General features: G+C 46.9%; 25 protein-coding genes. 11 read left to right on the top strand and 14 right to left on the bottom strand.

From position 1 onward, the window contains the following. Positions 1–66 precede the first annotated feature (66 nt). On the top strand, positions 67–981 hold the full coding sequence (locus tag KY305_RS12665; RefSeq protein WP_223062844.1) for an alpha/beta hydrolase: 915 nt from the start codon (positions 67–69) through the stop codon (positions 979–981). Between the two features lie 36 nt (positions 982–1,017). Here KY305_RS12665 and KY305_RS12660 read toward each other — a convergent pair whose 3' ends face one another. From KY305_RS12660 to KY305_RS12640, 5 genes are all read right to left on the bottom strand, one after another. Continuing rightward, on the bottom strand, positions 1,018–1,257 hold the full coding sequence (locus KY305_RS12660; RefSeq protein WP_223062843.1) for a DUF2552 family protein: 240 nt from the start codon (positions 1,255–1,257) through the stop codon (positions 1,018–1,020). Then, a complete protein-coding gene (locus tag KY305_RS12655) occupies positions 1,232–1,594 on the bottom strand; it encodes an iron-sulfur cluster biosynthesis family protein (RefSeq protein ID WP_223062960.1) in 363 nt (120 codons plus the stop codon). The genes KY305_RS12660 and KY305_RS12655 overlap by 26 nt, the downstream gene beginning before the upstream one ends. A gap of 70 nt (positions 1,595–1,664) precedes the next feature. After that, positions 1,665–2,636, bottom strand: coding sequence for a GNAT family N-acetyltransferase (locus KY305_RS12650; protein WP_223062842.1), 972 nt, complete (start codon positions 2,634–2,636; stop codon positions 1,665–1,667). Beyond that, entirely contained in the window at positions 2,633–2,977 is a 345-nt protein-coding gene (locus tag KY305_RS12645) for an antibiotic biosynthesis monooxygenase family protein (RefSeq protein ID WP_223062841.1), read from the bottom strand. Before KY305_RS12645 ends, KY305_RS12650 begins: the two co-directional genes overlap by 4 nt. Positions 2,978–2,991: 14 nt before the next feature. Next, positions 2,992–3,462 (bottom strand): GNAT family N-acetyltransferase, encoded by a 471-nt coding sequence (locus tag KY305_RS12640; protein ID WP_223062840.1) that lies wholly within the window; start codon positions 3,460–3,462, stop codon positions 2,992–2,994. A 281-nt stretch (positions 3,463–3,743) separates the two neighbouring features. On the opposite strand from KY305_RS12640, the gene KY305_RS12635 reads away from it, so the two are divergent. From KY305_RS12635 to KY305_RS12610, 5 genes are all read left to right on the top strand, one after another. Then, entirely contained in the window at positions 3,744–4,970 is a 1,227-nt protein-coding gene (locus KY305_RS12635; protein WP_223062839.1) for a DNA polymerase IV, read from the top strand. Positions 4,971–4,984: 14 nt separating this feature from the next. After that, positions 4,985–5,329 carry a YolD-like family protein gene (locus KY305_RS12630; protein WP_223062838.1) on the top strand — a complete coding sequence of 115 codons (345 nt, stop codon included), beginning with the start codon at positions 4,985–4,987 and terminating at the stop codon, positions 5,327–5,329. Positions 5,330–5,432: 103 nt separating this feature from the next. After that, positions 5,433–5,639 (top strand): YqzH family protein, encoded by a 207-nt coding sequence (locus KY305_RS12625; RefSeq protein WP_223062959.1) that lies wholly within the window; start codon positions 5,433–5,435, stop codon positions 5,637–5,639. Positions 5,640–6,184: 545 nt separating this feature from the next. Continuing rightward, complete coding sequence (locus KY305_RS12615) at positions 6,185–7,411, top strand: MDR family MFS transporter (protein ID WP_223062836.1); 1,227 nt, start codon at positions 6,185–6,187, stop codon at positions 7,409–7,411. A 46-nt stretch (positions 7,412–7,457) separates the two neighbouring features. After that, positions 7,458–7,625 (top strand): DUF4083 family protein, encoded by a 168-nt coding sequence (locus KY305_RS12610; RefSeq protein ID WP_214798758.1) that lies wholly within the window; start codon positions 7,458–7,460, stop codon positions 7,623–7,625. Here the strand turns inward: KY305_RS12610 and KY305_RS12605 are convergent. The 5 genes from KY305_RS12605 to KY305_RS12585 form a co-directional block, all read right to left on the bottom strand. After that, positions 7,620–8,006, bottom strand: coding sequence for a VOC family protein (locus tag KY305_RS12605; RefSeq protein ID WP_223062958.1), 387 nt, complete (start codon positions 8,004–8,006; stop codon positions 7,620–7,622). The genes KY305_RS12610 and KY305_RS12605 overlap by 6 nt on opposite strands. Positions 8,007–8,030: 24 nt before the next feature. After that, positions 8,031–8,990 carry a type I pantothenate kinase gene (gene coaA / locus KY305_RS12600; RefSeq protein ID WP_223062835.1) on the bottom strand — a complete coding sequence of 320 codons (960 nt, stop codon included), beginning with the start codon at positions 8,988–8,990 and terminating at the stop codon, positions 8,031–8,033. 83 nt (positions 8,991–9,073) lie between these two features. Next, on the bottom strand, positions 9,074–10,411 hold the full coding sequence (gene dsdA, locus KY305_RS12595) for a D-serine ammonia-lyase (RefSeq protein WP_223062834.1): 1,338 nt from the start codon (positions 10,409–10,411) through the stop codon (positions 9,074–9,076). 16 nt (positions 10,412–10,427) lie between these two features. Next, positions 10,428–11,204, bottom strand: coding sequence for an SDR family NAD(P)-dependent oxidoreductase (locus KY305_RS12590; protein ID WP_223062833.1), 777 nt, complete (start codon positions 11,202–11,204; stop codon positions 10,428–10,430). A gap of 5 nt (positions 11,205–11,209) precedes the next feature. After that, positions 11,210–12,169 (bottom strand): MBL fold metallo-hydrolase, encoded by a 960-nt coding sequence (locus tag KY305_RS12585; protein ID WP_223062832.1) that lies wholly within the window; start codon positions 12,167–12,169, stop codon positions 11,210–11,212. Positions 12,170–12,565: 396 nt separating this feature from the next. Here KY305_RS12585 and proC point away from each other — a divergent pair, with 396 nt between their 5' ends. After that, the gene (gene proC, locus KY305_RS12580) at positions 12,566–13,405 is read left to right on the top strand and encodes a pyrroline-5-carboxylate reductase (protein ID WP_223062831.1); all 840 of its coding nucleotides are present in this window, start codon (positions 12,566–12,568) and stop codon (positions 13,403–13,405) included. Between the two features lie 418 nt (positions 13,406–13,823). Here the strand turns inward: proC and KY305_RS12575 are convergent, their stop codons facing one another. Then, positions 13,824–14,702: a LysR family transcriptional regulator gene (locus KY305_RS12575; RefSeq protein WP_223062830.1), complete on the bottom strand. Its 879-nt coding sequence runs from the start codon at positions 14,700–14,702 to the stop codon at positions 13,824–13,826. A gap of 136 nt (positions 14,703–14,838) precedes the next feature. Here KY305_RS12575 and KY305_RS12570 point away from each other — a divergent pair, with 136 nt between their 5' ends. The 3 genes from KY305_RS12570 to KY305_RS12560 all read left to right on the top strand — a co-directional run bounded on the left by KY305_RS12570 (position 14,839) and on the right by KY305_RS12560 (position 17,244). Then, positions 14,839–15,162 carry a GlpM family protein gene (locus KY305_RS12570; protein ID WP_223062829.1) on the top strand — a complete coding sequence of 108 codons (324 nt, stop codon included), beginning with the start codon at positions 14,839–14,841 and terminating at the stop codon, positions 15,160–15,162. Between the two features lie 178 nt (positions 15,163–15,340). Further along, positions 15,341–16,357 carry an NADPH dehydrogenase NamA gene (gene namA / locus KY305_RS12565; RefSeq protein WP_223062828.1) on the top strand — a complete coding sequence of 339 codons (1,017 nt, stop codon included), beginning with the start codon at positions 15,341–15,343 and terminating at the stop codon, positions 16,355–16,357. A 113-nt stretch (positions 16,358–16,470) separates the two neighbouring features. After that, on the top strand, positions 16,471–17,244 hold the full coding sequence (locus tag KY305_RS12560) for an alpha/beta fold hydrolase (protein WP_223062827.1): 774 nt from the start codon (positions 16,471–16,473) through the stop codon (positions 17,242–17,244). 55 nt (positions 17,245–17,299) lie between these two features. Here the strand turns inward: KY305_RS12560 and rpmG are convergent, their stop codons facing one another. Beyond that, the gene (gene rpmG, locus KY305_RS12555; RefSeq protein ID WP_214798733.1) at positions 17,300–17,449 is read right to left on the bottom strand and encodes a 50S ribosomal protein L33; all 150 of its coding nucleotides are present in this window, start codon (positions 17,447–17,449) and stop codon (positions 17,300–17,302) included. A 75-nt stretch (positions 17,450–17,524) separates the two neighbouring features. Then, entirely contained in the window at positions 17,525–18,451 is a 927-nt protein-coding gene (gene rnz, locus KY305_RS12550; RefSeq protein ID WP_223062826.1) for a ribonuclease Z, read from the bottom strand. Positions 18,452–18,659: 208 nt separating this feature from the next. On the opposite strand from rnz, the gene zwf reads away from it, so the two are divergent. Continuing rightward, on the top strand, positions 18,660–20,129 hold the full coding sequence (gene zwf, locus KY305_RS12545; protein WP_223062825.1) for a glucose-6-phosphate dehydrogenase: 1,470 nt from the start codon (positions 18,660–18,662) through the stop codon (positions 20,127–20,129). A gap of 86 nt (positions 20,130–20,215) precedes the next feature. On the opposite strand, the gene gndA is transcribed toward zwf, so the two are convergent. Next, entirely contained in the window at positions 20,216–21,625 is a 1,410-nt protein-coding gene (gene gndA / locus KY305_RS12540; protein WP_223062824.1) for an NADP-dependent phosphogluconate dehydrogenase, read from the bottom strand. Between the last annotated feature and the right edge of the window lie 79 nt (positions 21,626–21,704).

The following is a 21,704-nucleotide window of genomic DNA, read 5'->3' as shown; positions in this document are numbered from 1 at the left end:
CATGAAGGATTTTTTGAATATGTGTCATATTAAACCTTATGCGTTATTCAGAAAGGAGAATGCTTCATGAAAAAATGGCTGACGGTGTTCGGTTCGGTTTGCACCGTTATTTTGGCGGCTGGGATTGGGTTTACGAATGTGATCATGTTCATTAAGAAAAAAACCGATGAAGAGATTATGAAGAAGGAAATCGCAGACGGGCACGACATATTTGAATCCTTTCACACGATGGAAAAAGAAGAAGCGGTCATCCCGTCCCGCCACGGGTATGACATAAAAGGCTATTATATCGCGCCTTATGATACGGCAAATACCATCATCATCTGCCACGGCGTCACGGTAAATGTGTTTAATTCACTGAAATACATGCACTTATTTTTAGATTTGGGCTGGAATGTGCTGATGTATGACCACCGCAGACACGGAAAAAGCGGCGGCAAAACGACGAGTTACGGATATTTTGAAAAGGATGATTTACATGAAGCGGTAAACTGGGTGCGGAAAAAAACCGGAGACGGCGGGCTGATCGGCATCCACGGCGAATCGATGGGGGCCGTGACGGCTCTCTTATATGCGGGAGACTGTCAGGATAACGGCTGCGCCGATTTTTATATAGCTGATTGTCCTTTTGCCAGCTTTCGCGGGCAGCTCGCCTACAGGCTGAAGCGCGAGTTTCGGCTGCCTCCATGGCCGGTTTTGCCTTTGGCTGATGTCTTTTTACGAATAAGGGAGGGATACTGCATCCGGGATGTGTCGCCTTTATCCGTCATCAGCCGCATCAGACAGCCTGTTTTGTTTATTCACAGCAAGGAAGATGACTATATTCCTCCCGCTTCCTCGGAATTACTGTACCGCAGAAAACGCGGGCCGAAGATGCTGTATCTTGCCGAAGCAGGCGGCCATGCCATGTCATATTCGAAAAATCCGGAGAGCTACCGAAAAGCCGTCCAAACATTTTTAGAAACGATAGCGCCAACTTAAAAAAGCGAAAGAACGATTCTGTTCTTTCGCTTCCCGTCATAAAACGTCGGTAATTCCGTCCATATGCTCCCCGATCCAGTCAATGGCAAGATCTATTGTCGTAAACTCCCGGGCTTCAAAGGTCATTTCATCCTGAAGCAGCCAGACATCCTTCTGAACGGCTTCGGCGCCTCCGATAGACCAGTGCAGCAGGCTGTACGGGTGATTTTTATTCAGGAAGGATACCCACGTTTTATGCTGTGCTGTTTGTTTAATGGCTTTCAGCTTTTGATCCACTTTCGCTTTCTCCCTGCTTTACTAATATACTCATTCTCGGGCTCAGCATCTGCGCCGGGCTTTTTAAAGCCAGCGTTTTTGCCTTTTCATTGTAATCGATTGTCATTTCCTCGTCAAAAAACACTTTTTGTGAGGTTTGGATGTAAAGCGGAAGCCCGTTTGTTTCAATGCGTTCACATTCTCCCGTTAATTCTTCCGCCAGCCAGATTGTCGGCACGCCGCTTACGGCGCAGCCGCAGCCTTCAGCATCGAAACGGAGCTGAGCTTTTTTCCCCGGGTTGGCATCCATCGCCGGCTGGAGCGTTTGTTTGGCCGCATCGGTCACATGTATGTGCATAAGGTGATCCCCCGTTTTTTTCATTTTCGCCATTGTAGCATACTGCACGGCTGGATGCACCGTTTCTGTTTCATTTACAGCCGTCTGCTTCCCAGCTTTTCGCCCTTTGTTCAGCAGCCTTGATCCATTCATTTTTCCCTTCGATATACTTTGAAATATCGTCCGGGTATGTATCGGCGAGCTGCCGTTTCAGCTTTATATATTCTGCGGCTTGCCCGGGGCAGGCAGTGAGATAATCCCTGAACAGCAGATGCCGCTTGATTTCCGGATGCCCGGATTCGTATATGTGAACATGGTGCGTGCGCTGATTGCCTCCCTTTTGAAAAAAGCGCCTGTCCTTGATTCCGTTTTCCCCTTTTGCTTCATAGCCGAGTGCTTGCATCTGCGGACAATAACGGTCCGCGGCATGGATGTTATCGACCTCCGCTAATATATCAATGACAGGCTTTGCGGCCATATTGGGGATGGAGGTGCTTCCGATGTGGCTGACAGATCGGAGGGCTGAGCCGAAGATCTGAATCAGATTCGCTTTTTCTTTGTTAAACATCGCTCTCCACTCAGGCTGATACGGAATGACTTCCACTTTTCTTTTCGGACAGAGCTGAAAAACCGAGAGTGTCAGTCCTTCTGCCGCCTCGATCTGTTTTGTTTCTGTGAACCCGGCCCTTAGATAGAGAGAGACTGCCGGGGTATTGTCTTTGGCTGTTGTCACTTCTATTGTTTCAGCGTCTGCATTCATGTCTATCACAAATTGAACAAGCGCCCTCCCGATTCCTTTTCTAAAGCCGGACGGATGCACCGTCAGCCGGCATATGACAAGTTGATGCCCCTTTTTTTCATACGAAATGACGCCAAGGAGCTTTTCCTTTTCTCTAAAACCGGCAAACGTTTCCTGTGATCGTTTTACATCGGTTTCTGTCTCATGCAGGGCCGGAATGCCGAAAAATCCGATCAGCTCGGCTTCTTTTTGATATGAGCAGCGCTGAACCGCCGCAATTTCCCGCGCCGTCTGTTCTTGTGTATGCGGTAAAAATGTAATCAATCTTCTGCTCCTTTTGGCGCAAAAACCCGCTGTGACTCCGCCTTCGTAATGCGGACGGCATATGATTCATACCAGGTACTTCTCCCTTTTTGTTTCGCCGCTTGATGGTCATTATGGTCTTTCCACCGCTTAATCGCATCCATGCTGTCCCAGTAGGAAACGGTGATGCCGCACCCGTTTTCCTCCCGGACGCTTTCAACGCCTAAAAAGCCCGGCTGTCCGCTTGCCAAAAGCATCATCCGCTCTGCCGTATTCTCATATTCTTCATCATATTTTCCCTTTATTGATGAAAAAATGACCGCATAATAAGGCGGCTCCGGCGTATTGGCTAAAAAACTCATACTCCGCCTCCTCTCTAAATGTGCTTCACAAACAGAACCCGGTCTTGACCCGGACCGTCGTAATTCGCAAAAACGGGGATTCCGTTTACGGTTTTGGTGCCTTTTTCAACCTCGAATCCTAATTTTGTATGATAAGCAATTGACACTTTATTGACAGGCGCCGTAACGCAATTGACTTTTGTGCAGCCTCTTTCTTTAACCGTTTCAATAAATCGGTCATAGAGCTGTTTCCCAATTTGCATTTTTCTGAAATCAGGGTGCACACCTGAAAAATGAATGTAGGCTGTCTCAGGATCTGATTGTGACTGAAACCCGATTAAAAAACCGGTCATTCCCTCCTGGCCGTACGTAATAAAGCTTGTGTCCTGAAAATGTTCAAAAAACAAACGCGGCAGTTTTTCTTTCATCTGTCTGCCGCCCCACCATTCATTCAAAACAGACGTAACCATTTCATAGTCTTCAGACGTGATTGTTCGAATATCCATTGTCAATTGACTCTCCTTTTCGCCCGGCAAAATGAATGTCAGCTCTTCTTACTGGAATATAAAAAATTATATGTGGGTTGTTTGTAATTGTAAATGATTTCTTTTCAGGAAAAAAGCAGTCCGATAGACCGGCCTGAGAAAGAAAAAAGACAAACATCGAAATAACAGCGGTTTACAGCTTCTTTTCTTTATCCCATCCGAAGAACTATTTACCAGTATAAACGCCGTCATACTTCGGATACAATAAAAACAGAACAAGTGTTCCTAAAGGTGGTTTTTTTATGACTGAGATCCTTCTTGTGGATATGGAATCATTTTACGCGTCTGTTGAAAAAGCGGAGGCGCCTCATCTCAAAAGCCGGCCCGTGATTGTCTCGGGAGATCCAGCAAGGCGCAGCGGCGTCGTGCTTGCAGCCTGCCCGCTTGCCAAACAATTCGGCGTAAAAAACGCTGAACGGCTGTGGGAAGCGCAAACCAAATGTCCGGATGCCGTCATTGTCCGCCCGCGGATGCAGCGGTATATTGACGTGTCCGTCATGATTACCGAGCTGCTTGAGCGGTACACAGATCTGGTTGAGCCCTACTCCATCGATGAGCAGTTTCTCGATGTGACCGGAAGCATGAGGCTGTTCGGCGATCCTTTTACCATCGCCAAAAGCATTCAAACGGCGATTATGAATGAATTTGGCATTTATGCCCGCGTCGGCATCGGGCCGAATAAAGTGCTCGCGAAAATGGCTTGCGACCATTTTGCCAAAAAAAATGCGTCAGGCATTCACAGATTGGATATGTCAAACATCCAGCAGGATCTGTGGCCTCTGCCGGTCGGAAAATTATTCGGCGTCGGAAAACGGATGGAACACAATTTAAGACGGATGGGCATCAGCACGATTGGCGGTCTTGCCGAGCACCCTCCCGAACTGCTGAAAAAGCGCTGGGGAATTAACGGCGAACTGCTTCAGCGGACAGCGCACGGGGTTGATCCCTCACCTGTCACCGCAGACACGCACAGCCGGCAAAAAGCGGTCGGCCATAACATGACCCTCCCGAGGGACTACTGCAGCTTTGAGGATATTAAAGTCATTTTACTTGAGTTAAGCGAAGAAGTGGCCCGCCGCGCCCGCTTTAAACAATATATCGGCCATACAGTTTCCGTAAGCATCAGAGGCGCTGATTTTGATTTCCCCACAGGGTTTCACAGACAAAGAAAACTCGCTTCTCCAACAAATTTCGGAATGGATATTTTTAAAGAGGCGGTCAAGCTTTTTCGCGAGCATTGGAACGGCGAGCCGGTTCGAAGCGCCGGAGTCGCCCTCTCCCAGCTTGAGCCCTGCCATTATTTTCAGCTGAGCCTGTTTGATGCCCAGGAGAAAAAGATCAGCCTCGGCAAAGTATTGGATGATATTCACGAACGATACGGCCCCGCGGCGCTGCTTCACGCCGCCTCTCTTACTGAAGCCGGCCAGGCTTATCACCGGGCTGAAAAAATCGGCGGGCATTACAAATAATCGAGGTGGTATACATGAATCCGAATAAATTAACGCCCGGGTATAATGTCATGTGGGAATCAAGCCGAATGATGCTGCCCGAGCACAGAGAACAGCTGCTTGCCAAAAAACGAAAAGAACGGGAATTCCGGTTCCCGGAGCTGAGCGAGGATCAAACGAACGATATAAATTGCATCATCACAAAGTCGATCGAAGAGGACAGAGCCATTATGGTCACCTATGCCTCAGCTCAAGGCCCGCTCCGGTTTTGGGGGTGGATAAAGCAAGTGATGCACCATGAAAAACGCTTAAAAATCATCAACGACGAAGATGCGTTAACTTTACCTTTTCATCGTATTATATCAGTCGAATTGGAATAACTCCAAAGCGGCATTAGCCTGACAGAAAATATGATACAAGGGTGTGAGAATGGCATCATATCTAGTAGAATAAAGGCGAATCATAAGAATAGGAGAGTAAATGATGGATCAATTTATAGAAAAAATGATAGGACAGGCGCTCCGCCAGTATGGGCGGAATGTGGCAACAGACCCGCTGAGCCCGTATGAAAAGCAAAGCTTAAAAAAAGCCTTGGAAGAGAGAAGAAACGAAGAGCCCGATGAGGATCTCCATGCCCATGTGGAGGATATTATTTATGATTATGTCACCAATCAAGGGCAGTTTTCCTGACAGGTACACGTTTATGCACCGGGCCATAAAGGATCGTTCGAGGGTAAACCTTTCAGATTGCACGGTGCGAGTGTATGCCTGTCAGGCCCTATTTCAAAATCGGTTATGCCGTTCTTTTGTTATGTCATTATTTATCTTGGAACATTAATGGATTTTTTGTTTTTGCCCTAAAATCCTTGTTTTGCCCATTGTGTTATCCGGCGCCCTTTACTATTTATGCCGTCCGCTCGTCCGGCTGCTTCATAGGGGGCAGAGCTGCCCGCACAGGCTGAAAACTGGATCGGACAGATTCAGAGAACCCAGAAACCGGAAATTCATCCGCTGACTATTATTTTTCTTTACTTGCCGCCGATAAGTGTGCAGGCATTATCGGGATGCTGCTGGCGATTCCGAAATAGTGGTATCAAAGGTCATTGTCAGTCGTCTGCAAAAACTGTTCATTCTCAGAAAATAGCTCTGTGAAACTGTTCTGGATTCTTTTTTTGATTGGAAGAGGAATTTTTTTCTTGTATGATAGAAGAAGATGACATACAGGAGAGAAACAGATGAAAAAATGGAGAGAGATTCATCCCACCAGTTGGACCATTATTATCGGAACCATCTTCGGCCGCATGTCTACGTCAATGAGCATCCCTTTTTTGGCGATATATTTAACAGCCGAAAAGGGAGCGTCAGCCTCATTTGCGGGGCTTGTCATTGCCGTGAGCTCGTTAGTCGGCATATTGGCTAGTTTTTACGGCGGGTATATATCAGACAAACTCGGCAGAGAAAAGGTGATGCTCGCAGCCATCTTCGGCTGGACATTTGTATTCGCCGGTTTTGCGCTCGCATCCCACATTTGGGTTTTCATAGTAATGAATGCTTTAAACGGGCTATGTAAAGCTTTGTTCGAGCCGTCCTCAAAGGCTCTGTTATCCGCTATGACAAAAGAAGAAACGAGATTGCTTGTCTTTAATTTAAGATATACGGCCATCAATATCGGCGTTGTGTTCGGCCCGCTCCTCGGATTGTACCTCGGCTCGTCGCATTCCACCGCGCCGTTTCTCGCGCCCGCGGTCATTTACGCACTGTACGGGCTGATGCTGTTCATCCAGTTTAAAAAACACCCGGCCGGAACGGGAGCCCGTGTAAATGGAATCACCGTCCGGGAGGCTTTTTTCACTGCAAAAAACGATCGGCTGTTTACAATCGCCCTCGCCGGAATCATTTTATCTGCGTTTGGGTATTCGCAATTAAGCTCCACTTTTCCTCAATATATGGCAGAGAGCCCGTTTATTGAAAACGGAGCAAAGCTGTTCGGATATATGCTGACATTAAACGCTGTGGTGGTATTGGTGACGCAATACCCGATCGTCCATGTCGCCAAGCGGTTTCCGCCGCTGTTTTCGATTATGCTCGGCAACGTGATGATCAGCGCAAGTCTGCTCATTTTCACAATTTCTCACAGTCTTTCTTCCCTAGTGGTGATTGTGATACTGTTTACGGTCGGAGAGGTGCTTCTGTTTTCAATGATGGATCTGTTTGTCGACCGCATTGCCAAACCGGATATGAAAGGAACGTATTTCGGAGCGATGGGTTTTTCGCAGCTTGGCAACGTAATCGGACCGTGGGCCGGAGGAGTGTGCATTGATTTATTCGGTCCAGATCGTCCATCCCTGATTTTTTCCGTTCTTGCGGGAGTGACGCTTCTCGGCATGCCGCTTTTAGCATTGGCTTACCGGCAAGTGAGGACAGCCGCTCACAGCACGCCGGAAATGGAAAAACCGCTGTAAAAAAAGGCGGGCTCTTAAAAGCCCGCCGCAAAAGCGAGGTGAGACGATGAATATTGGTGATGTAATCTTTCAATTGTTTTCGTTTGTCATTGCCGCCCTTTTCTTTTTTGCCGTTGTCTATGTATTCAGAAGTTTGAAGCAGCGCAGCGTGCAATTAGACAGAATCGAAAAAAAGCTTGATGCGCTCCGCAAAGAAGAAAACGAAAAGTTATAGTTCAGGAGCAGCCAATTCGACCTTTATCCGATCCGGATCCTCCGTATATACGGCGTAATGCGTGCTTCCGCCCGCATACGGATGGCGGTCTCTGTAAAGCACGGGGCAGCCTCTGGCAAACAGCTTTTCCGTCATCTCGTCCACCTGCTCTCTTGATGCAGCATGGAAGGCCAGATGGTTCAGTCCGACCCGGCATCTGTGGTACTCCGGCTTTAAAAAACGCTCTTTTGTCTGTACAAGCACTATATAAAATCCATCTATTTTCCAGCTGATGCCTGAGTCCCACTTTTGAAATTCCGTATAACCGAGTTCACCTAAAAACCACTCCCAAAACTGCGAGGAGGCCTTCAGGTCAGATACATACAATTCAATATGATGCATCATAGCATCCGCACCCTCCTCAAATCAGACTCTTCTTACCAACACCTCTTCCACCTTATGGCCGTCCCCTTTTCGTAAAATCAGATCAGACCTGAATTTCGTCGGCAGAATATTTTCGTACAGATTAGGGCGGTTGACGCTCTCCCAGATGGAGGCGGCCATCGCATCCGCTTCCTCGTCAGACAAGTCCTTAAATTTATGAAAATAAGAAGCAGGGTCCTGAAAAGCGGTTTCCCTCAAAAGGCGAAAACGCTGTAAATACCAAGTGAAAATACGGCTTTCTTCCGCATCCACATAAATCGAAAAATCAAAGAAATCGGATACAAAGATGCGGGGGTCTTCCCTGTCATCTTTTAAAGTCGGCGACTGCAAAACGTTGATTCCTTCTATTATGACGATGTCCGCTCCTTCCACCACTTCGACAGCGCCCTCTTCCCTGTCGTAGGTGAGGTGGGAATATACCGGGGCTTCCACTCTCTCTTTTCCCGACTTCACATCATTCAGAAATTCAAGCAGCGCCTTTACGTCATAACTCTCAGGGAATCCTTTTCTGGACAGGAGGTTTTTCTTTTTTAATTCGGCTGTCGGGTACAAAAAACCATCGGTTGTCACAAGGCTCACCTTCGGCCTGTCCGGCAAACGGGAAAGCAGCTTTTGCAAAATTCTCGCCGTTGTGCTTTTGCCGACGGCAACGCTGCCGGCAATCCCGATGATAAACGGTATTTTCGCTGAGTGGGGATGCTTCAAAAATACGTTTACATGCTTGTTCCGTCTGGCGGCAGATGTCACATGAAGATGAAGCAGACGCACAAGCGGAATATAAACCGTTTCCACTTCCTCCACCGATAAGAAGTCATTCAGCCCCTCTACGGCCTTCGCCTCGGCCTCTGAGACAGCAATGGAGAGGTGGCCGCCGAATCCCGACCACGACTCGCGGCTGTGCTGCGTGTACAATGTATGTAAGTTTAATTCTTTCCTTTTCACAATTTACACCAATCTCTCTGTATAGCTTCCGGTTTAAACAAACGCTTACAAAGATTGTAACGGAAATCCGCCTCACTGTCTGCTCATTTTTTTGCAAATGAGCAGCCGGTTCGGCTGTACTCTTCCATTTCTTCCGGCGGGACCATGCTCCCGCCCGTGCTCCAGACAAGATGGACGGCATTTTTCATATTCAGTCCGTGCTCTTTCATATAGCGTTTTCCGGCTTTCGTTTGATATAACTTGACAGGCCCGGCCATCCCGGCGAGTGCAGAAGGCTCCAGACTTTTATCTTCGGACGCTTTTAACTTATAAAGAAGCGAAAAAAGCGTGCTGTCATCCGCGGTATAACAGCCGCTGAGCAGAGGCTCCATGAGCGGTCCGGCTAACCCGGACGGCCTTCCCACCGCCAGCCCGTCGGCGGCCGTTTGATTATCGAGGCCGATATCCTGCACGCTGATGCCGTCATGCAAACCGGAAAATAAACCCAAAAGCATACACGGGGAATGTGTCGGTTCACCGAAAAAGATATGGACATACTCTCCATAGATAAGTTTTAAAGCGAGCGCAACTCCTCCCGGCCCGCCGCCGACACCGCACGGCAAATAGACAAAAAGCGGCTCATCAGCGCCCGGAGTTATATTCATGTGCTCCAGCTGTTTTTTTAAACGGCCGCCCGCTGCCGCATAGCCTAATAACAGATCCCGCGAATGTTCATCATCAATAAAATAACAATAAGGATCTTGTTCAGCCTGCCGGCGTCCCTCTTTTACCGCCTGGCTGTAGTCGGCTTTGTATTCTATCACGGAGACCCCTTTTTCGCGCAGCAAATCCTTCTTCCACTGCTTCGCGTCACTAGACATATGAACGGTTACGCGAAAGCCGAGCTTTGCGCCGATTATGCCGATACTTAAACCTAAATTGCCAGTAGATCCGACAGCTATTGAGTAGCGGGAGAAAAAAGCGGTAAACCGCTCGTCATGTAATATGCTGTAATCATCATCGTGTTTCAGCATTCCCTCTTTTACCGCAATGTTTTCAGCATGTTTCAGCACTTCATAAATACCGCCGCGGGCTTTGATTGAACCGGAAATCGGCAGGTCATGGTCACACTTTAAAAGCCAGCGTCCGGGAAAAGCTTCACCGCAGTCTTGTTCCAGCTGCTTCTTCATGTCATTGATGGCGGCAAGCGGCGATTCAATAAGACCGTCTGCCTCTTTTGTCTCCGGAAAGGCAGAAGCGATATATGGCGCAAACCGGAGCAGCCTTTCTTCCGCATCGGCAATCTCCTCTTCCCACTTAGCGCGATTTTTTACCGCCTCGTCTGTTTTGTCCGGGTTGATCCAAAAAACTTCATGCGCCAGCGCCAATTGTTTAACAAGCGGCTCTTCCATAAGAGATGTGCGTATATCCCGACCTGACATTTTTTTCTCCCCTTTTTTACTTTTTCTTTAATACGCGCCCCGCCAGTTTTTCTACAAACGAAGGAAAGAGCTGGTACAGCTTCGTCCCCGCATTCATCCAGCGCGGAAGGTTGATTTCCCGTTTATTCGTTAAGATCGCTGACGTAATGCGCTCCGCAACGCTGTCCGGATCAAGCATCCATCTTCCGACGCTTTTGACATAACCGCCCTCTTTGTCCGCAATCGTAAAGAAATCAGTTTGGATGGGTCCCGGATTGACGGTCGTCACAGATATCCCCGTGCCGGCCAATTCCATCCGCAGCGCGTTGGAATACCCTAAAACGGCATGTTTTGTAGCGGAGTAAAGGCTTGATTTCGGCGTCGCCAGTTTGCCGGCCTGTGACGCAATATTGATAATGTGACCGCTGTTTGCGTGAAGCATAACGGGCAAGCAAGCTTTCGTACAGGCGATTAAGCCGAATACATTGACTTCAAACATGGCTTTCATATCCTCTAATGATGAATCAGCCGCAGTCTCAAATATGCCGAACCCGGCATTGTTGATCAATACATCAACGGGTCCGATCCGGCGCCGTACTTCTTCAGCTTCTTCTATGTTGCTGACGTCAAGCGGAAACACATCACACCGTCCGCCTCGCCCGGTAATTGTTTTCTTCACTTCTTGTAAGCGACCCTCGCGCCGGGCGGACAAAAAGACATGCGCTCCTTCTGCCGCGCATAAGTACGCAAGCCGCTCGCCAAGCCCGCCGGACGCTCCCGTGATCCAAATCCGCTTATCTGTTAATCGGCCCACTTCCTTCACCCCTTCACAGCTTTAAACATCAGAGTATTTCCCGACTGACAGGAAACAACGCTCCCCTCTTCAGTCAGCACATCAAGATGCCCGATCGTTTCTGACATCGTCAAAAACAATTCATTTTCATACACAGCCGGAAACAAACGCCGGCATACTTGATAAGCGGTCAGCGTTTCTTCTGACAGCATGTGCAGCACGTACTCCGCCCGGTTTCTCTGTTTTTCTAATCGTCTGTCAGCTGCCGGCCTTACTTGTGTCAGCAGATCGCCGTGCCCCGGATACGCAATGGACGGATTTATGTCATACAGCCGCTTCATAGATTTTAAATAGTCGAGCATCGGCAAAGTGCGGTCGCCCTCCCGCTCGGGAGCCTCCAAAATCGGATTTGTAGAACTGTTTGATAACAGAAGGTCTCCGCTGAACATTTCGCCGCTTTCTTCATGGAAGAGCGCGATGTGAGAAACGGCATGGCCCGGCGTTTCAAGCACCGTCCAGCCATCAAGGCCGTCGATTTTCCCGTTTTCTCTCACCGTTTTTGTTAAAGAGCGCTTAGCGGAAAATAAGTATGACATCTTAATCGTTTTATGTATGTCTTCAGGGGTGAGAGGAACGCCCATATCAGTCAAAAACCGCAGAAAAAAATGTTCCTGCTGCGCCATATACGACTTATCCTGTGTGATGTATCTCTCATTAAGCGGATGCCCGATAATTTCCGTCTGGTCGGAAAACAAATGCAGTAAACCTGAATGATCGGCGTGATGATGAGTCAGCACCACCTGCTCAATATCCGACACAGCGGCCCCGTTCTCCGCGAGCTGCCTGCTGAGTGATTCAGCCGCTTCCTTTGTATTCGGACCGCAATCGATAAGGGTCAGGGCTTCATCCTTTACTAAGTAAACGATAACGTCACCGACTGCAAACGGAGTCGGCACACGCATCGGAATGATTTCTCTCGCTGCCATTTTTACGCTCCTTAGTTCTTTTAATTCCTGAATACTCATATTTTAGCCTTTTCTATTCGCCGTGTCATTATTGCCGCATATCAGAAAAAAAGATTGACATCCCGCTGTGCCGCATAGCATAATGAACAACAAACTATGAAAAACACGGAACGCTATGACGGGGAACCAGTATATAAACAACGGCAGCAGAGAGCGATGTCCCAGGCTGAAAGACGTTGCGGCCCTCTTGTTTACAGAACCTGTCCTCAGAGCGGTTAGGAAAACCTAAACGTATCCCTCGTTACGGGAGTTGAGCTGAGCACGGCCCATTCGTGCTAATATAAGGTGGTACCGCGAAACCTTTTCGTCCTTTTGACGGGAAGGTTTTTTTGTGTTTTGGAAAGAAGGAGGATTCATATGAAGAAAATCGGCTTTATCGGAGCAGGATCAATGGCGGAGGCAATGGTTAACGGGCTTTTGCAAAGCGGAATGACGAAACCCGAACATATATATATGACAAACCGGTCAAATGACCAGAGGCTTCATGAGCTGAAGCAAACATACGGTGTGCAGCCGTGCCGGGATAAACGGGAGTTTTTCAGCCAGACCGACATCATCGTTCTCGCTTTTAAGCCGAAAGATGCCGCAGAAAGCATTGAGAGCATCCGTGATTATGTGAAAAATCAGCTCGTTATCTCTATTCTCGCCGGATTGACAATTGATACCATCCAGCATTATTTCGGCAGAAAGCTTACCGTCATCCGGGCGATGCCGAATACATCGGCGGCAATCAGAAAATCAGCGACCGGCTTTTCCGCAAGCCCTGAAGCGAGTGAGGATGAGATCAGCTTGGCCAAGGCGCTTTTGGAAACGATCGGGGAAGCTGTATTATTTGAGGAAAAGCATCTTGATGCAGTCACAGCCATTGCCGGAAGCGGCCCCGCCTATGTGTATCGATATGTCGAAGCGATGGAAAAGGCCGCCCTTCAAGTCGGCTTACCGGAAGAAACGGCGAAACAGCTGATTTTACAAACAATGACAGGTGCGACTGAAATGCTTCTCAAAAGCAGCAAACGCCCTGAACGCCTGCGCAAGGAAATCACAAGCCCCGGCGGCACAACAGAAGCGGGTCTGCGCGCATTAAGCGAACGCCGTTTTGAAGAAGCCATTATTTACTGCATTACAGAAACAGCTGCACGGAGCGCGGCCATTAAAGAACAATTTGCCGGAGCCGCCCTGCAAAAAACGAAAAAATAAGGTGACGAAAAAGCATGGGGGCATTGATCCGTGCTTTTTCACTCTATTTTTCTGCGGAAATCGTAACCGCACACATCATTGATCAGTGAATCCCCAATCTTCTTCCAACAGTTTCAAACCGCCGCTCTATTTCAACAAAGGAAAGGCGCCCAAACCCGGTTTAATCATTGGTTTATCGGTGTTAGCAGCGCGAGACAGAATCAATGTTAACGCCAAGGCTTACAGCTCGCTGAATCAGCCATTCTTCTGAACGTTTCAAATGGATGATTTAGTCTATCCCGTTTTCCTTACTATCCGGAGAAAAAGTTGAAATTTACAGGATCGACGCCGCATAGTTGTATCAATTCCTCAAACGAACCGGTCACTTATTTTATGCTCATGATTATCCTGAACCGGAATAGAAAAATATCATGCTTCTTCACACCGAAGCGCGGATGCCGCTCACCCACTCTTTAATACATTGAATCATTTTCTGAACGGAAGGTGTTTGCGCCTCCTCTGCATGAGTTGTGATAATGCCAATCTGTCTGTACACATATTGATCTAACGGCTTGATGAGCACATCACAATCACTCACCAGCAATTTGGGGAGCAGACTGATCCCCAGATTATTCCTCACCATTGAGATTAGAGTCTCGTCTCCTCTGATTTGATACGCAATTCTCGGCGATATTTTTTCTTCTCTGAGTACTTTCAGGACATCAAAATGTGTCTCCGGATAAGGGACGATGCACATGACAGACTCCATTATCTTTAAAGGTACGGTTTCAAGCCCAGCCAATTCATGCTGCGGACTCATGACCGCTACAATCGGGTCCTTAGCCAAAGGATGAAAATTCCACTTCTCACTATGAGATGTTCCGATTCCCACATCAATTTTATCCTCTTTCAGCCATTGCTCCAATTCAGTTGAGTTTCCTTCAAATAGCTGTACCTTAATAGAAGGGTGCAGCCTGTTAAACTCTCTTAAAATTTGCGGCAGCCACTTTACGGCCACGCTCGTGAAAGCGCCGAGCCGGATTTCCCCTGTCTCTAATCCGTTAATATTATCAACGGTCTCAGACAATTTTTCATAGGTTTTTTGAATATCCTTCATGATGTGAAAAACTTTCAAACCGTTTGCAGTAGGCTTGACCCCATGCCGAAGTCTGATCAGCAGCGGAAAGCCGTACTCTTCTTCTAATTTACTGATCATTTGGCTGATGCTCGGCTGTGTGTAATTCAATATTGCGGCGGCTTGGGTCAGACTTCCGCTTTCAACCGTTTTAATAAAAGCTAAATGCTTCTTTAAATCCAACTGGCTCAACTCCCAGATATTATTCTTTCTAATCCAGTACATTATTTATATTTAGTTTACTTATACATAAATCAAAAATAAAATGTCAATGTCTCCATAATTATACTTTACAACAAACAGAAGGTGAGATTTCAGCATGAATTTTATTGTTCAATTTATAATTGGCGGCACTGTTATGGTTTCTGCCGCGTATTTAAGCAAATCGAAATACTTATTTTTATCTGGTGTCATTACATTATTGCCTATCATGACTTTACTGAATATTCAATTGCAGCTGAAAAACATGAGCGCCGACGATTTTCGAGCCGCTCAAAAAAATGGAATATTCGGGGCGTTCGGGGCAGTTATTTTCATCAGCAGTATTTTTATTCTCACTAACTGGTTAAAAGCAGGCCACGCTGTTCTCGGTGCGTTTATCATTTATATCTTCTACATGATCGGCTGTAAATGCCTTTTATGAATTGGCATGAAAAACCAGTACAATACAGCGGCTTCACGCTTATGATGTATAAAATGACTCCTATCCTCAAAAATAAGAAAGCTGCCCTCACGCCCATACCCGCCTGAGCAGTTTATATGACGGGAAAGAATTGAGTTGTTATAATCAATGTCTGAAAACATTACGGGAGGCGAAAGAAATGGCCAGAAAATTATTTACACCTTGGACGATAAAAGATGTAACGATTAAAAATCGCATTGTCATGTCACCGATGTGTATGTATTCTTCTCATGAAAAGGACGGGAAAGTACAGCCGTTCCACATGGCGCACTACATATCGCGTGCAATCGGGCAGGTCGGACTAATTATCGTTGAAGCAAGTGCGGTCAATCCGCAGGGCCGTATCTCCGATCAGGATTTAGGCATTTGGAGTGATGAGCATGTTGAAGGCTTTGCTAACCTGACTGAACAGGTCAAAGCACAGGGTTCAAAAATCGGCATTCAGCTTGCGCATGCCGGCCGTAAAGCCGAGCTGGAAGGAGAGATTTACGCTCCTTCAGCCATCCCTTTTGATGAACAGTCCAACACACCCGTTGAGATGAGTGCGGAGCAAATTAAAGAAACAATACACGAATTTAAACAAGCTGCAGCGCGTGCAAAAGAAGCCGGTTTTGACATTATCGAGCTACACGCGGCTCATGGCTACTTGATACATGAATTTTTATCGCCGCTGTCCAACCATCGCACAGATGAATACGGAGGCTCACCTGAAAACCGCTACCGTTTCTTAAGGGAAACGATTGATGCGGTGAAAGAGGTGTGGGACGGTCCGTTATTTGTCCGTGTATCTGCATCTGACTACACAGACAAGGGCCTGGACATCGCCGATCACATCGGTTTTGCGAAATGGATGAAGGAACAGGGCGTCGACTTGATTGATTGCAGTTCAGGCGCACTTGTTCAAGCGGATATTAACGTCTTCCCGGGCTATCAAGTAAGCTTCGCTGATAAAATCCGCGAGCAGGCCGAAATCGCCACGGCCGCTGTCGGCATGATTACGACAGGAACGATGGCTGAAGAAATTCTGCAAAACGGACGCGCCGATCTTATTTTTATTGCCAGAGAACTTTTGCGCGACCCGCATTTTGCAAGAACCGCAGCAAAGCAGCTGAATACAGAAATACCTGCGCCCGTCCAATACGACAGAGCCTGGTAACAGAAGAGACAGCCGGAAACTTTCTTTCGGCCGTCTCTTTTTTTATTTTGTGAGAAACGATTGCCGAAGGTTCTCCGTCTTCCCTATAGAACCAATTAGAGGAGATGACTCCAATGAATGCAGCATGGATGGAAAAGACATATCTGATTGACGGCTGTCCGTTTTATACGAAACGCCGCAAAGGAACCAGCGAAGTGACGATCGTCTTTGAAGCCGGCTACGGCACTTCATCTGAGACATGGACATCATTAATCGCTGACGTGGATGAAGAATTTGGGGTTTTCACATACGATAGAGCCGGGATCGGCAAGAGCGGACACAGCCCAAACAGCAGAACGGCAGACCACATGGTTCAGGAATTACAAGCCTTACTCCTGAAAGCAGGCGTAAAGCCTCCGTACCTTGTCGTCTCTCATTCATACGGCACGATTATCAGCAGACTATGGGCCAGCAGGAACTGCCGGGATATTATCGGCATGGTGCTGCTTGATCCGGCTTCTGAAGATCAGGAACAAAAAGTATTGCCGCTTTTGCCTGAAGAGATGAAAGCCGCCTATTTGAAGCAGTTTATGATGGAAGGATCACACGCGGAATTCCGTGCCAGTCTTCGGCAGATCAAGCAGCAGCAGCTCCACTTAGGCAATATGCCGCTTTTGATTTTATCTTCGGGAGAACGAAATGAACGTTTAAAGACAGCACATCAGCAATGGATCAAGCTGCACAGAAATCTCCTGAATTTTTCTCATCAGAGCGGCTGGATACAGGCAACAAACAGCTCTCATGCCATTCATCACGATGAACCGCACATTGTTCACCTTGCCATTTACGATGTATGGTGTGCGGCCCGCCAGCAATTGAACGCTCCTGCTTATCAGGCAGTGAACTAGTTAAAAAAGCAAAAGCCATTGTGGGATATGCACAATGGCTTTTTTTCTTGTTCGATTATTTTGTTTCACGATGAACGGTATATCTTTTTAACCGCGGTGAATATTTTTTAAATTCTAGACGGTCTGGATTTGTCCGTTTATTTTTCGTTGTGATGTAATTTCGGTCCCCTGTTTCTGTACAAGCCAGTGTGACGTTTACCCGCATGATCTTCCCTCCTAACAAATCGTAATAATTACGCTTTATTATACATGAACAAACAAACTTGTCAACTGCTCTTTTTTAGGGCTTTTCCACAATGACTTCCATAAAATCGGATGCAACCGTACTGTTTTCAAAAACCGCTTTCGCCTCATTCTGCAATCGTTCAAGCGGTGCTTCTCCCTGATACCTGGCGCTGATATGGGTCAGAATCAATTTTTTGGTCCCGGCCTCCTTTGCAGTTTGTGCGGCCTGCTCTGTCGTTGAATGATAATAATCATGGGCAAGCTTTGCATCCTCCTTGGCAAACGTCGCTTCATGGATAAGCACATCTGCATTACGCGCAAGCTCTGTTACATGCTCTGACACTCTGGTATCCCCGGAAAAAGCGACAATCCTTCCCTTCTTTGGCGGTTCCAAAAAATCCTTTCCGTTTATGACTCGTCCGTCATCAAGCGTGACGGTTTCGCCTTTTTTTATGTCCTGATAAACGGGGCCTGGCGGGATGTTCATTTCTTTCAGTTTGTCTGCCTTTAAAGCGCCTGGCAAATCCTTTTCCTGAACCCGATAGCCGAACGCCTCTACGCCGTGAATGACAGGTTTGGCGGTAACGATAAATTGATCATCCTCAAATACGGTTCCTTCTTCGATTTCATAGACGGCAAGTGGATATGTCAGATGAGTCGCGGTCACTTTCAGGCTTGTCTCAATAAACGCTTTTATGCCTTTTGGCCCATAAATGGCCAGCTCCTCTTCCCCGCCCTGAAACGACCTGCTTCCTAAAAGCCCCGGCAGGCCGTAGACGTGGTCGCCGTGAAGATGGGTGATAAAGATCTTTTCAATTTTCCGCGGTTTAATGGTTGTATGTAATATTTGGTGCTGAGTGGCTTCCCCGCAATCAAACAGCCAGACGGAACGCCTTTCTTCAAGAAGTTTCAGCGCGATGGACGTTACGTTCCTCGTCTTGGCCGGCATGCCGGCCCCCGTCCCTAAAAATAATAATTCCACATTGCTTCCTCCTAGATCTTTGTACTACTAAGAATACAGGATCAGGGTGAAAATGTGAATTCAATCGGGGTTCAGCCGCTCCGCTTCATTTTTTTCAGCATTCCGCAAAAAACAGGCTGAAATGTTTGCTTTCAACGAATTTTAGATTTAAAATGAAGGAAATATGCGGGGTTTTAAACCATGCTTCAGATAAAGTGAGGTACTCTAAGTGAAAACAAACGACAAACCAAAAGCAGTGATTGTAATATTTGGTGCCACAGGGGATTTAGCAAAACGAAAACTTTACCCATCCATTCACCGTTTATATAAAAATGGTCAAATTGGTGAAGAGTTTGCAGTTGTAGGTGTTGGAAGAAGACCTTGGTCAAATGAAGATCTCCGGGAAACCGTTAAAACGTCTGTTTCTCCATCAAGAGAAAAAGATATAGATGATTTCACATCTCATTTTTATTATCACCCGTTTGACGTAACGAATCCGAGTTCCTATCAGGAGCTGAAGGGCCTGCTTGATCAGCTTGAAGATACATATGAAATTCCGAATAACAGAATGTTCTACCTTGCGATGGCGCCTGAGTTTTTCGGCACAATCGCAAAATCGCTAAAAAATGAAGGCGTTACAGCGACAAAAGGCTGGTCCCGTCTCGTGATTGAAAAGCCGTTCGGCCATGACCTGCCAAGCGCCAAGGAACTTAACCAAGAAATTCGCGAAGCGTTCACAGAGGATCAAATCTACCGGATTGACCACTACTTAGGAAAACAGATGGTTCAAAATATAGAAGTGATCCGGTTTGCCAACGCGCTTTTCGAACCGCTGTGGAACAATCGCTACATCTCAAATATACAAATTACGTCTAGTGAGGACCTCGGTGTCGAGGATCGTGCGAGGTATTATGAAAAATCAGGCGCTCTCCGGGATATGGTGCAAAACCACATTTTACAAATGGTTGCTCTCTTGGCGATGGAACCGCCGATTAAACTGAACACTGAAGAAATCCGCAGTGAAAAAGTGAAGGTGCTGAGAGCCCTCCGGCCGATTGCCACAGATGAAGTTGATGATTACTTCGTCCGCGGCCAATATCAAGCCGGCAGCATTGACGGCAATCCTGTGCCGAGCTATACGGAAGAGCACAACGTAGCACCTGATTCAAACACAGAAACCTTCGTGTCCGGGAAGCTTTTAATCGATAATTTCCGCTGGGCGGGCGTTCCGTTTTATATCCGCACAGGTAAACGGATGAAAGAAAAATCAACGAAAATCGTCGTTCAGTTTAAAGACATTCCGATGAACCTTTATTACGGCAATGAAACGAATGTGAATCCGAACCTGCTTGTTATCCACATCCAGCCGGATGAAGGCATCACTCTTTATTTGAACGCAAAAAAATTAGGCGGAGCCGCTCACGCTCAGCCTATCAAACTCGATTACTGCAGCAACTGCAGTGATGAAATGAATACACCGGAAGCCTATGAAAAATTAATTCACGACTGCTTGTTAGGAGATGCGACAAACTTTGCGCACTGGGATGAAGTGGCGCTTTCCTGGAGCTTCGTCGATGCGATTTCCGAATCATGGGCGGCAAACAAAACACTCTCTCCAAACTATGAAGCAGGCTCAATGGGCCCGAAAGCTTCTGATGAGCTTTTGGAGAAGGACGGTTTGCATTGGTGGAACATATAAGAAAAAAGCAAAACCGCGGCGGTTGATCATAACTGCCGCGGTTTTTTCATAACAAAAACCCCCGCATTTGCGGGGGTTTTGTTTTATTACTTCATCCACTCAGTGTGGAAAATGCCTTCTTTATCCGTACGCTCATATGTGTGCGCGCCGAAGTAGTCGCGCTGCGCTTGAATTAAGTTCGCAGGAAGCACAGCCGTACGGTAGCTGTCATAATACGCAAGTGCGCTTGAGAATGAAGGTACCGGCACACCTTGGGCTACGGCAAGTGAAATCACTTGGCGCAGAGCTCCTTGGTAGCTCTCTGCAATATTTTTGAAATAGCTGTCGAGCAATAAGTTATTAAGCTCAGGCTCACGGTCATACGCATCTTTGATTTTTTGCAGGAATGCAGCACGGATGATGCAGCCGCCGCGGAAGATCATAGCGATTTCACCGTATTTCAGATCCCAGTTATATTCATCAGACGCGGCTTTCATTTGTGCAAAGCCTTGTGCGTAAGAACAGATTTTACTCATGAAGAGCGCTTTTCTGACTGCTTCAATCAGCTCTTCTTTATTTTCAGTAACAGGTTTCACGTCAGGTCCAGCCAGAAGGCCGCTCGCTTTCACACGTTCTTCTTTCATCGCTGAGATAAATCGCGCAAACACGGATTCAGTGATGATCGGAAGCGGTACGCCCAAGTCAAGTGCGCTTTGGCTTGTCCATTTACCCGTACCTTTTTGGCCGGCTTTGTCAAGAATCACGTCAACAAGCGGTTTGCCTGTTTCTTCATCTTTTTTAGTAAAGATGTCAGCCGTGATTTCGATCAGATAGCTGTCAAGCTCGCCTTTATTCCACTCAGCGAATACTTCGTGAAGCTCTTCAGCAGACAGCCCGAGCACCTGTTTCAAGATGAAGTAAGATTCAGAAATGAGCTGCATGTCTCCGTATTCAATACCGTTGTGCACCATTTTCACATAGTGCCCCGCTCCGTCCGGGCCGATGTATGTCGTACAAGCATCGCCGTCAACTTTTGCAGAAATGGCTTCTAAAATCGGCTTCACGAGCTCATGCGCTTCTTTTTGTCCTCCCGGCATAATAGAAGGCCCTTTGAGCGCTCCTTCTTCACCGCCTGATACACCCGTTCCGATAAAGTGAATGCCGCTTTCGGCAAGCTCTTTGTTTCGGCGCTGTGTATCTTTGTAGTATGTATTTCCGCCGTCAATCAAAATATCGTCTTTTTCCAGGTGCGGAAGAAGAGATTGAATCGTCGCATCTGTTGCAGTTCCTGCTTTTACCATCAATAAAATCTTACGGGGTTTTTCCAGAGACTGGACAAATTCCTCAATGCTGTATGTACCGACAACGTTTTTGCCTTTTGCCTCTTCCAAAAACTCTTCCGTTTTACTGCTTGATCTGTTAAACACAGAAACAGAAAATCCCCGGCTTTCGATATTAAGAGCCAGATTTTTACCCATTACCGCAAGACCGATAACTCCGATTTGTTGTTTTGACATATTCTAACGTCCCTTCTACAAACGTTTAACCATTTTAAAATTTAAATTAAAATAAAATGATATTTATACTAAAGAAACT

It is taken from the genome of Bacillus sp. YC2 (assembly GCF_019891195.1).
Lineage (GTDB): Bacteria > Bacillota > Bacilli > Bacillales > Bacillaceae > Bacillus.
This window is presented reverse-complemented; position numbering and strand designations above follow the sequence as displayed.

Bases quoted from the DNA above. Each gene is read 5' to 3' on its own strand.
- KY305_RS12630 (WP_223062838.1), top strand. From the start codon at position 4,985: ATGAATCCGAATAAATTAACGCCCGGGTATAATGTCATGTGGGAATCA.
- KY305_RS12665 (WP_223062844.1), top strand. From the start codon at position 67: ATGAAAAAATGGCTGACGGTGTTCGGTTCGGTTTGCACCGTTATTTTG.
- rpmG (WP_214798733.1), bottom strand. From the start codon at position 17,449: ATGCGGGTAAACGTCACACTGGCTTGTACAGAAACAGGGGACCGAAAT.
- KY305_RS12625 (WP_223062959.1), top strand. From the start codon at position 5,433: ATGGATCAATTTATAGAAAAAATGATAGGACAGGCGCTCCGCCAGTAT.
- KY305_RS12615 (WP_223062836.1), top strand. From the start codon at position 6,185: ATGAAAAAATGGAGAGAGATTCATCCCACCAGTTGGACCATTATTATC.
- dsdA (WP_223062834.1), bottom strand. From the start codon at position 10,411: ATGTCAGGTCGGGATATACGCACATCTCTTATGGAAGAGCCGCTTGTT.
- gndA (WP_223062824.1), bottom strand. From the start codon at position 21,625: ATGTCAAAACAACAAATCGGAGTTATCGGTCTTGCGGTAATGGGTAAA.
- KY305_RS12655 (WP_223062960.1), bottom strand. From the start codon at position 1,594: ATGCACATACATGTGACCGATGCGGCCAAACAAACGCTCCAGCCGGCG.
- KY305_RS12570 (WP_223062829.1), top strand. From the start codon at position 14,839: ATGAATTTTATTGTTCAATTTATAATTGGCGGCACTGTTATGGTTTCT.
- KY305_RS12640 (WP_223062840.1), bottom strand. From the start codon at position 3,462: ATGGATATTCGAACAATCACGTCTGAAGACTATGAAATGGTTACGTCT.
- proC (WP_223062831.1), top strand. From the start codon at position 12,566: ATGAAGAAAATCGGCTTTATCGGAGCAGGATCAATGGCGGAGGCAATG.
- KY305_RS12560 (WP_223062827.1), top strand. From the start codon at position 16,471: ATGAATGCAGCATGGATGGAAAAGACATATCTGATTGACGGCTGTCCG.
- KY305_RS12645 (WP_223062841.1), bottom strand. From the start codon at position 2,977: ATGAGTTTTTTAGCCAATACGCCGGAGCCGCCTTATTATGCGGTCATT.
- KY305_RS12605 (WP_223062958.1), bottom strand. From the start codon at position 8,006: ATGCATCATATTGAATTGTATGTATCTGACCTGAAGGCCTCCTCGCAG.
- KY305_RS12610 (WP_214798758.1), top strand. From the start codon at position 7,458: ATGAATATTGGTGATGTAATCTTTCAATTGTTTTCGTTTGTCATTGCC.
- namA (WP_223062828.1), top strand. From the start codon at position 15,341: ATGGCCAGAAAATTATTTACACCTTGGACGATAAAAGATGTAACGATT.
- KY305_RS12635 (WP_223062839.1), top strand. From the start codon at position 3,744: ATGACTGAGATCCTTCTTGTGGATATGGAATCATTTTACGCGTCTGTT.
- KY305_RS12585 (WP_223062832.1), bottom strand. From the start codon at position 12,169: ATGGCAGCGAGAGAAATCATTCCGATGCGTGTGCCGACTCCGTTTGCA.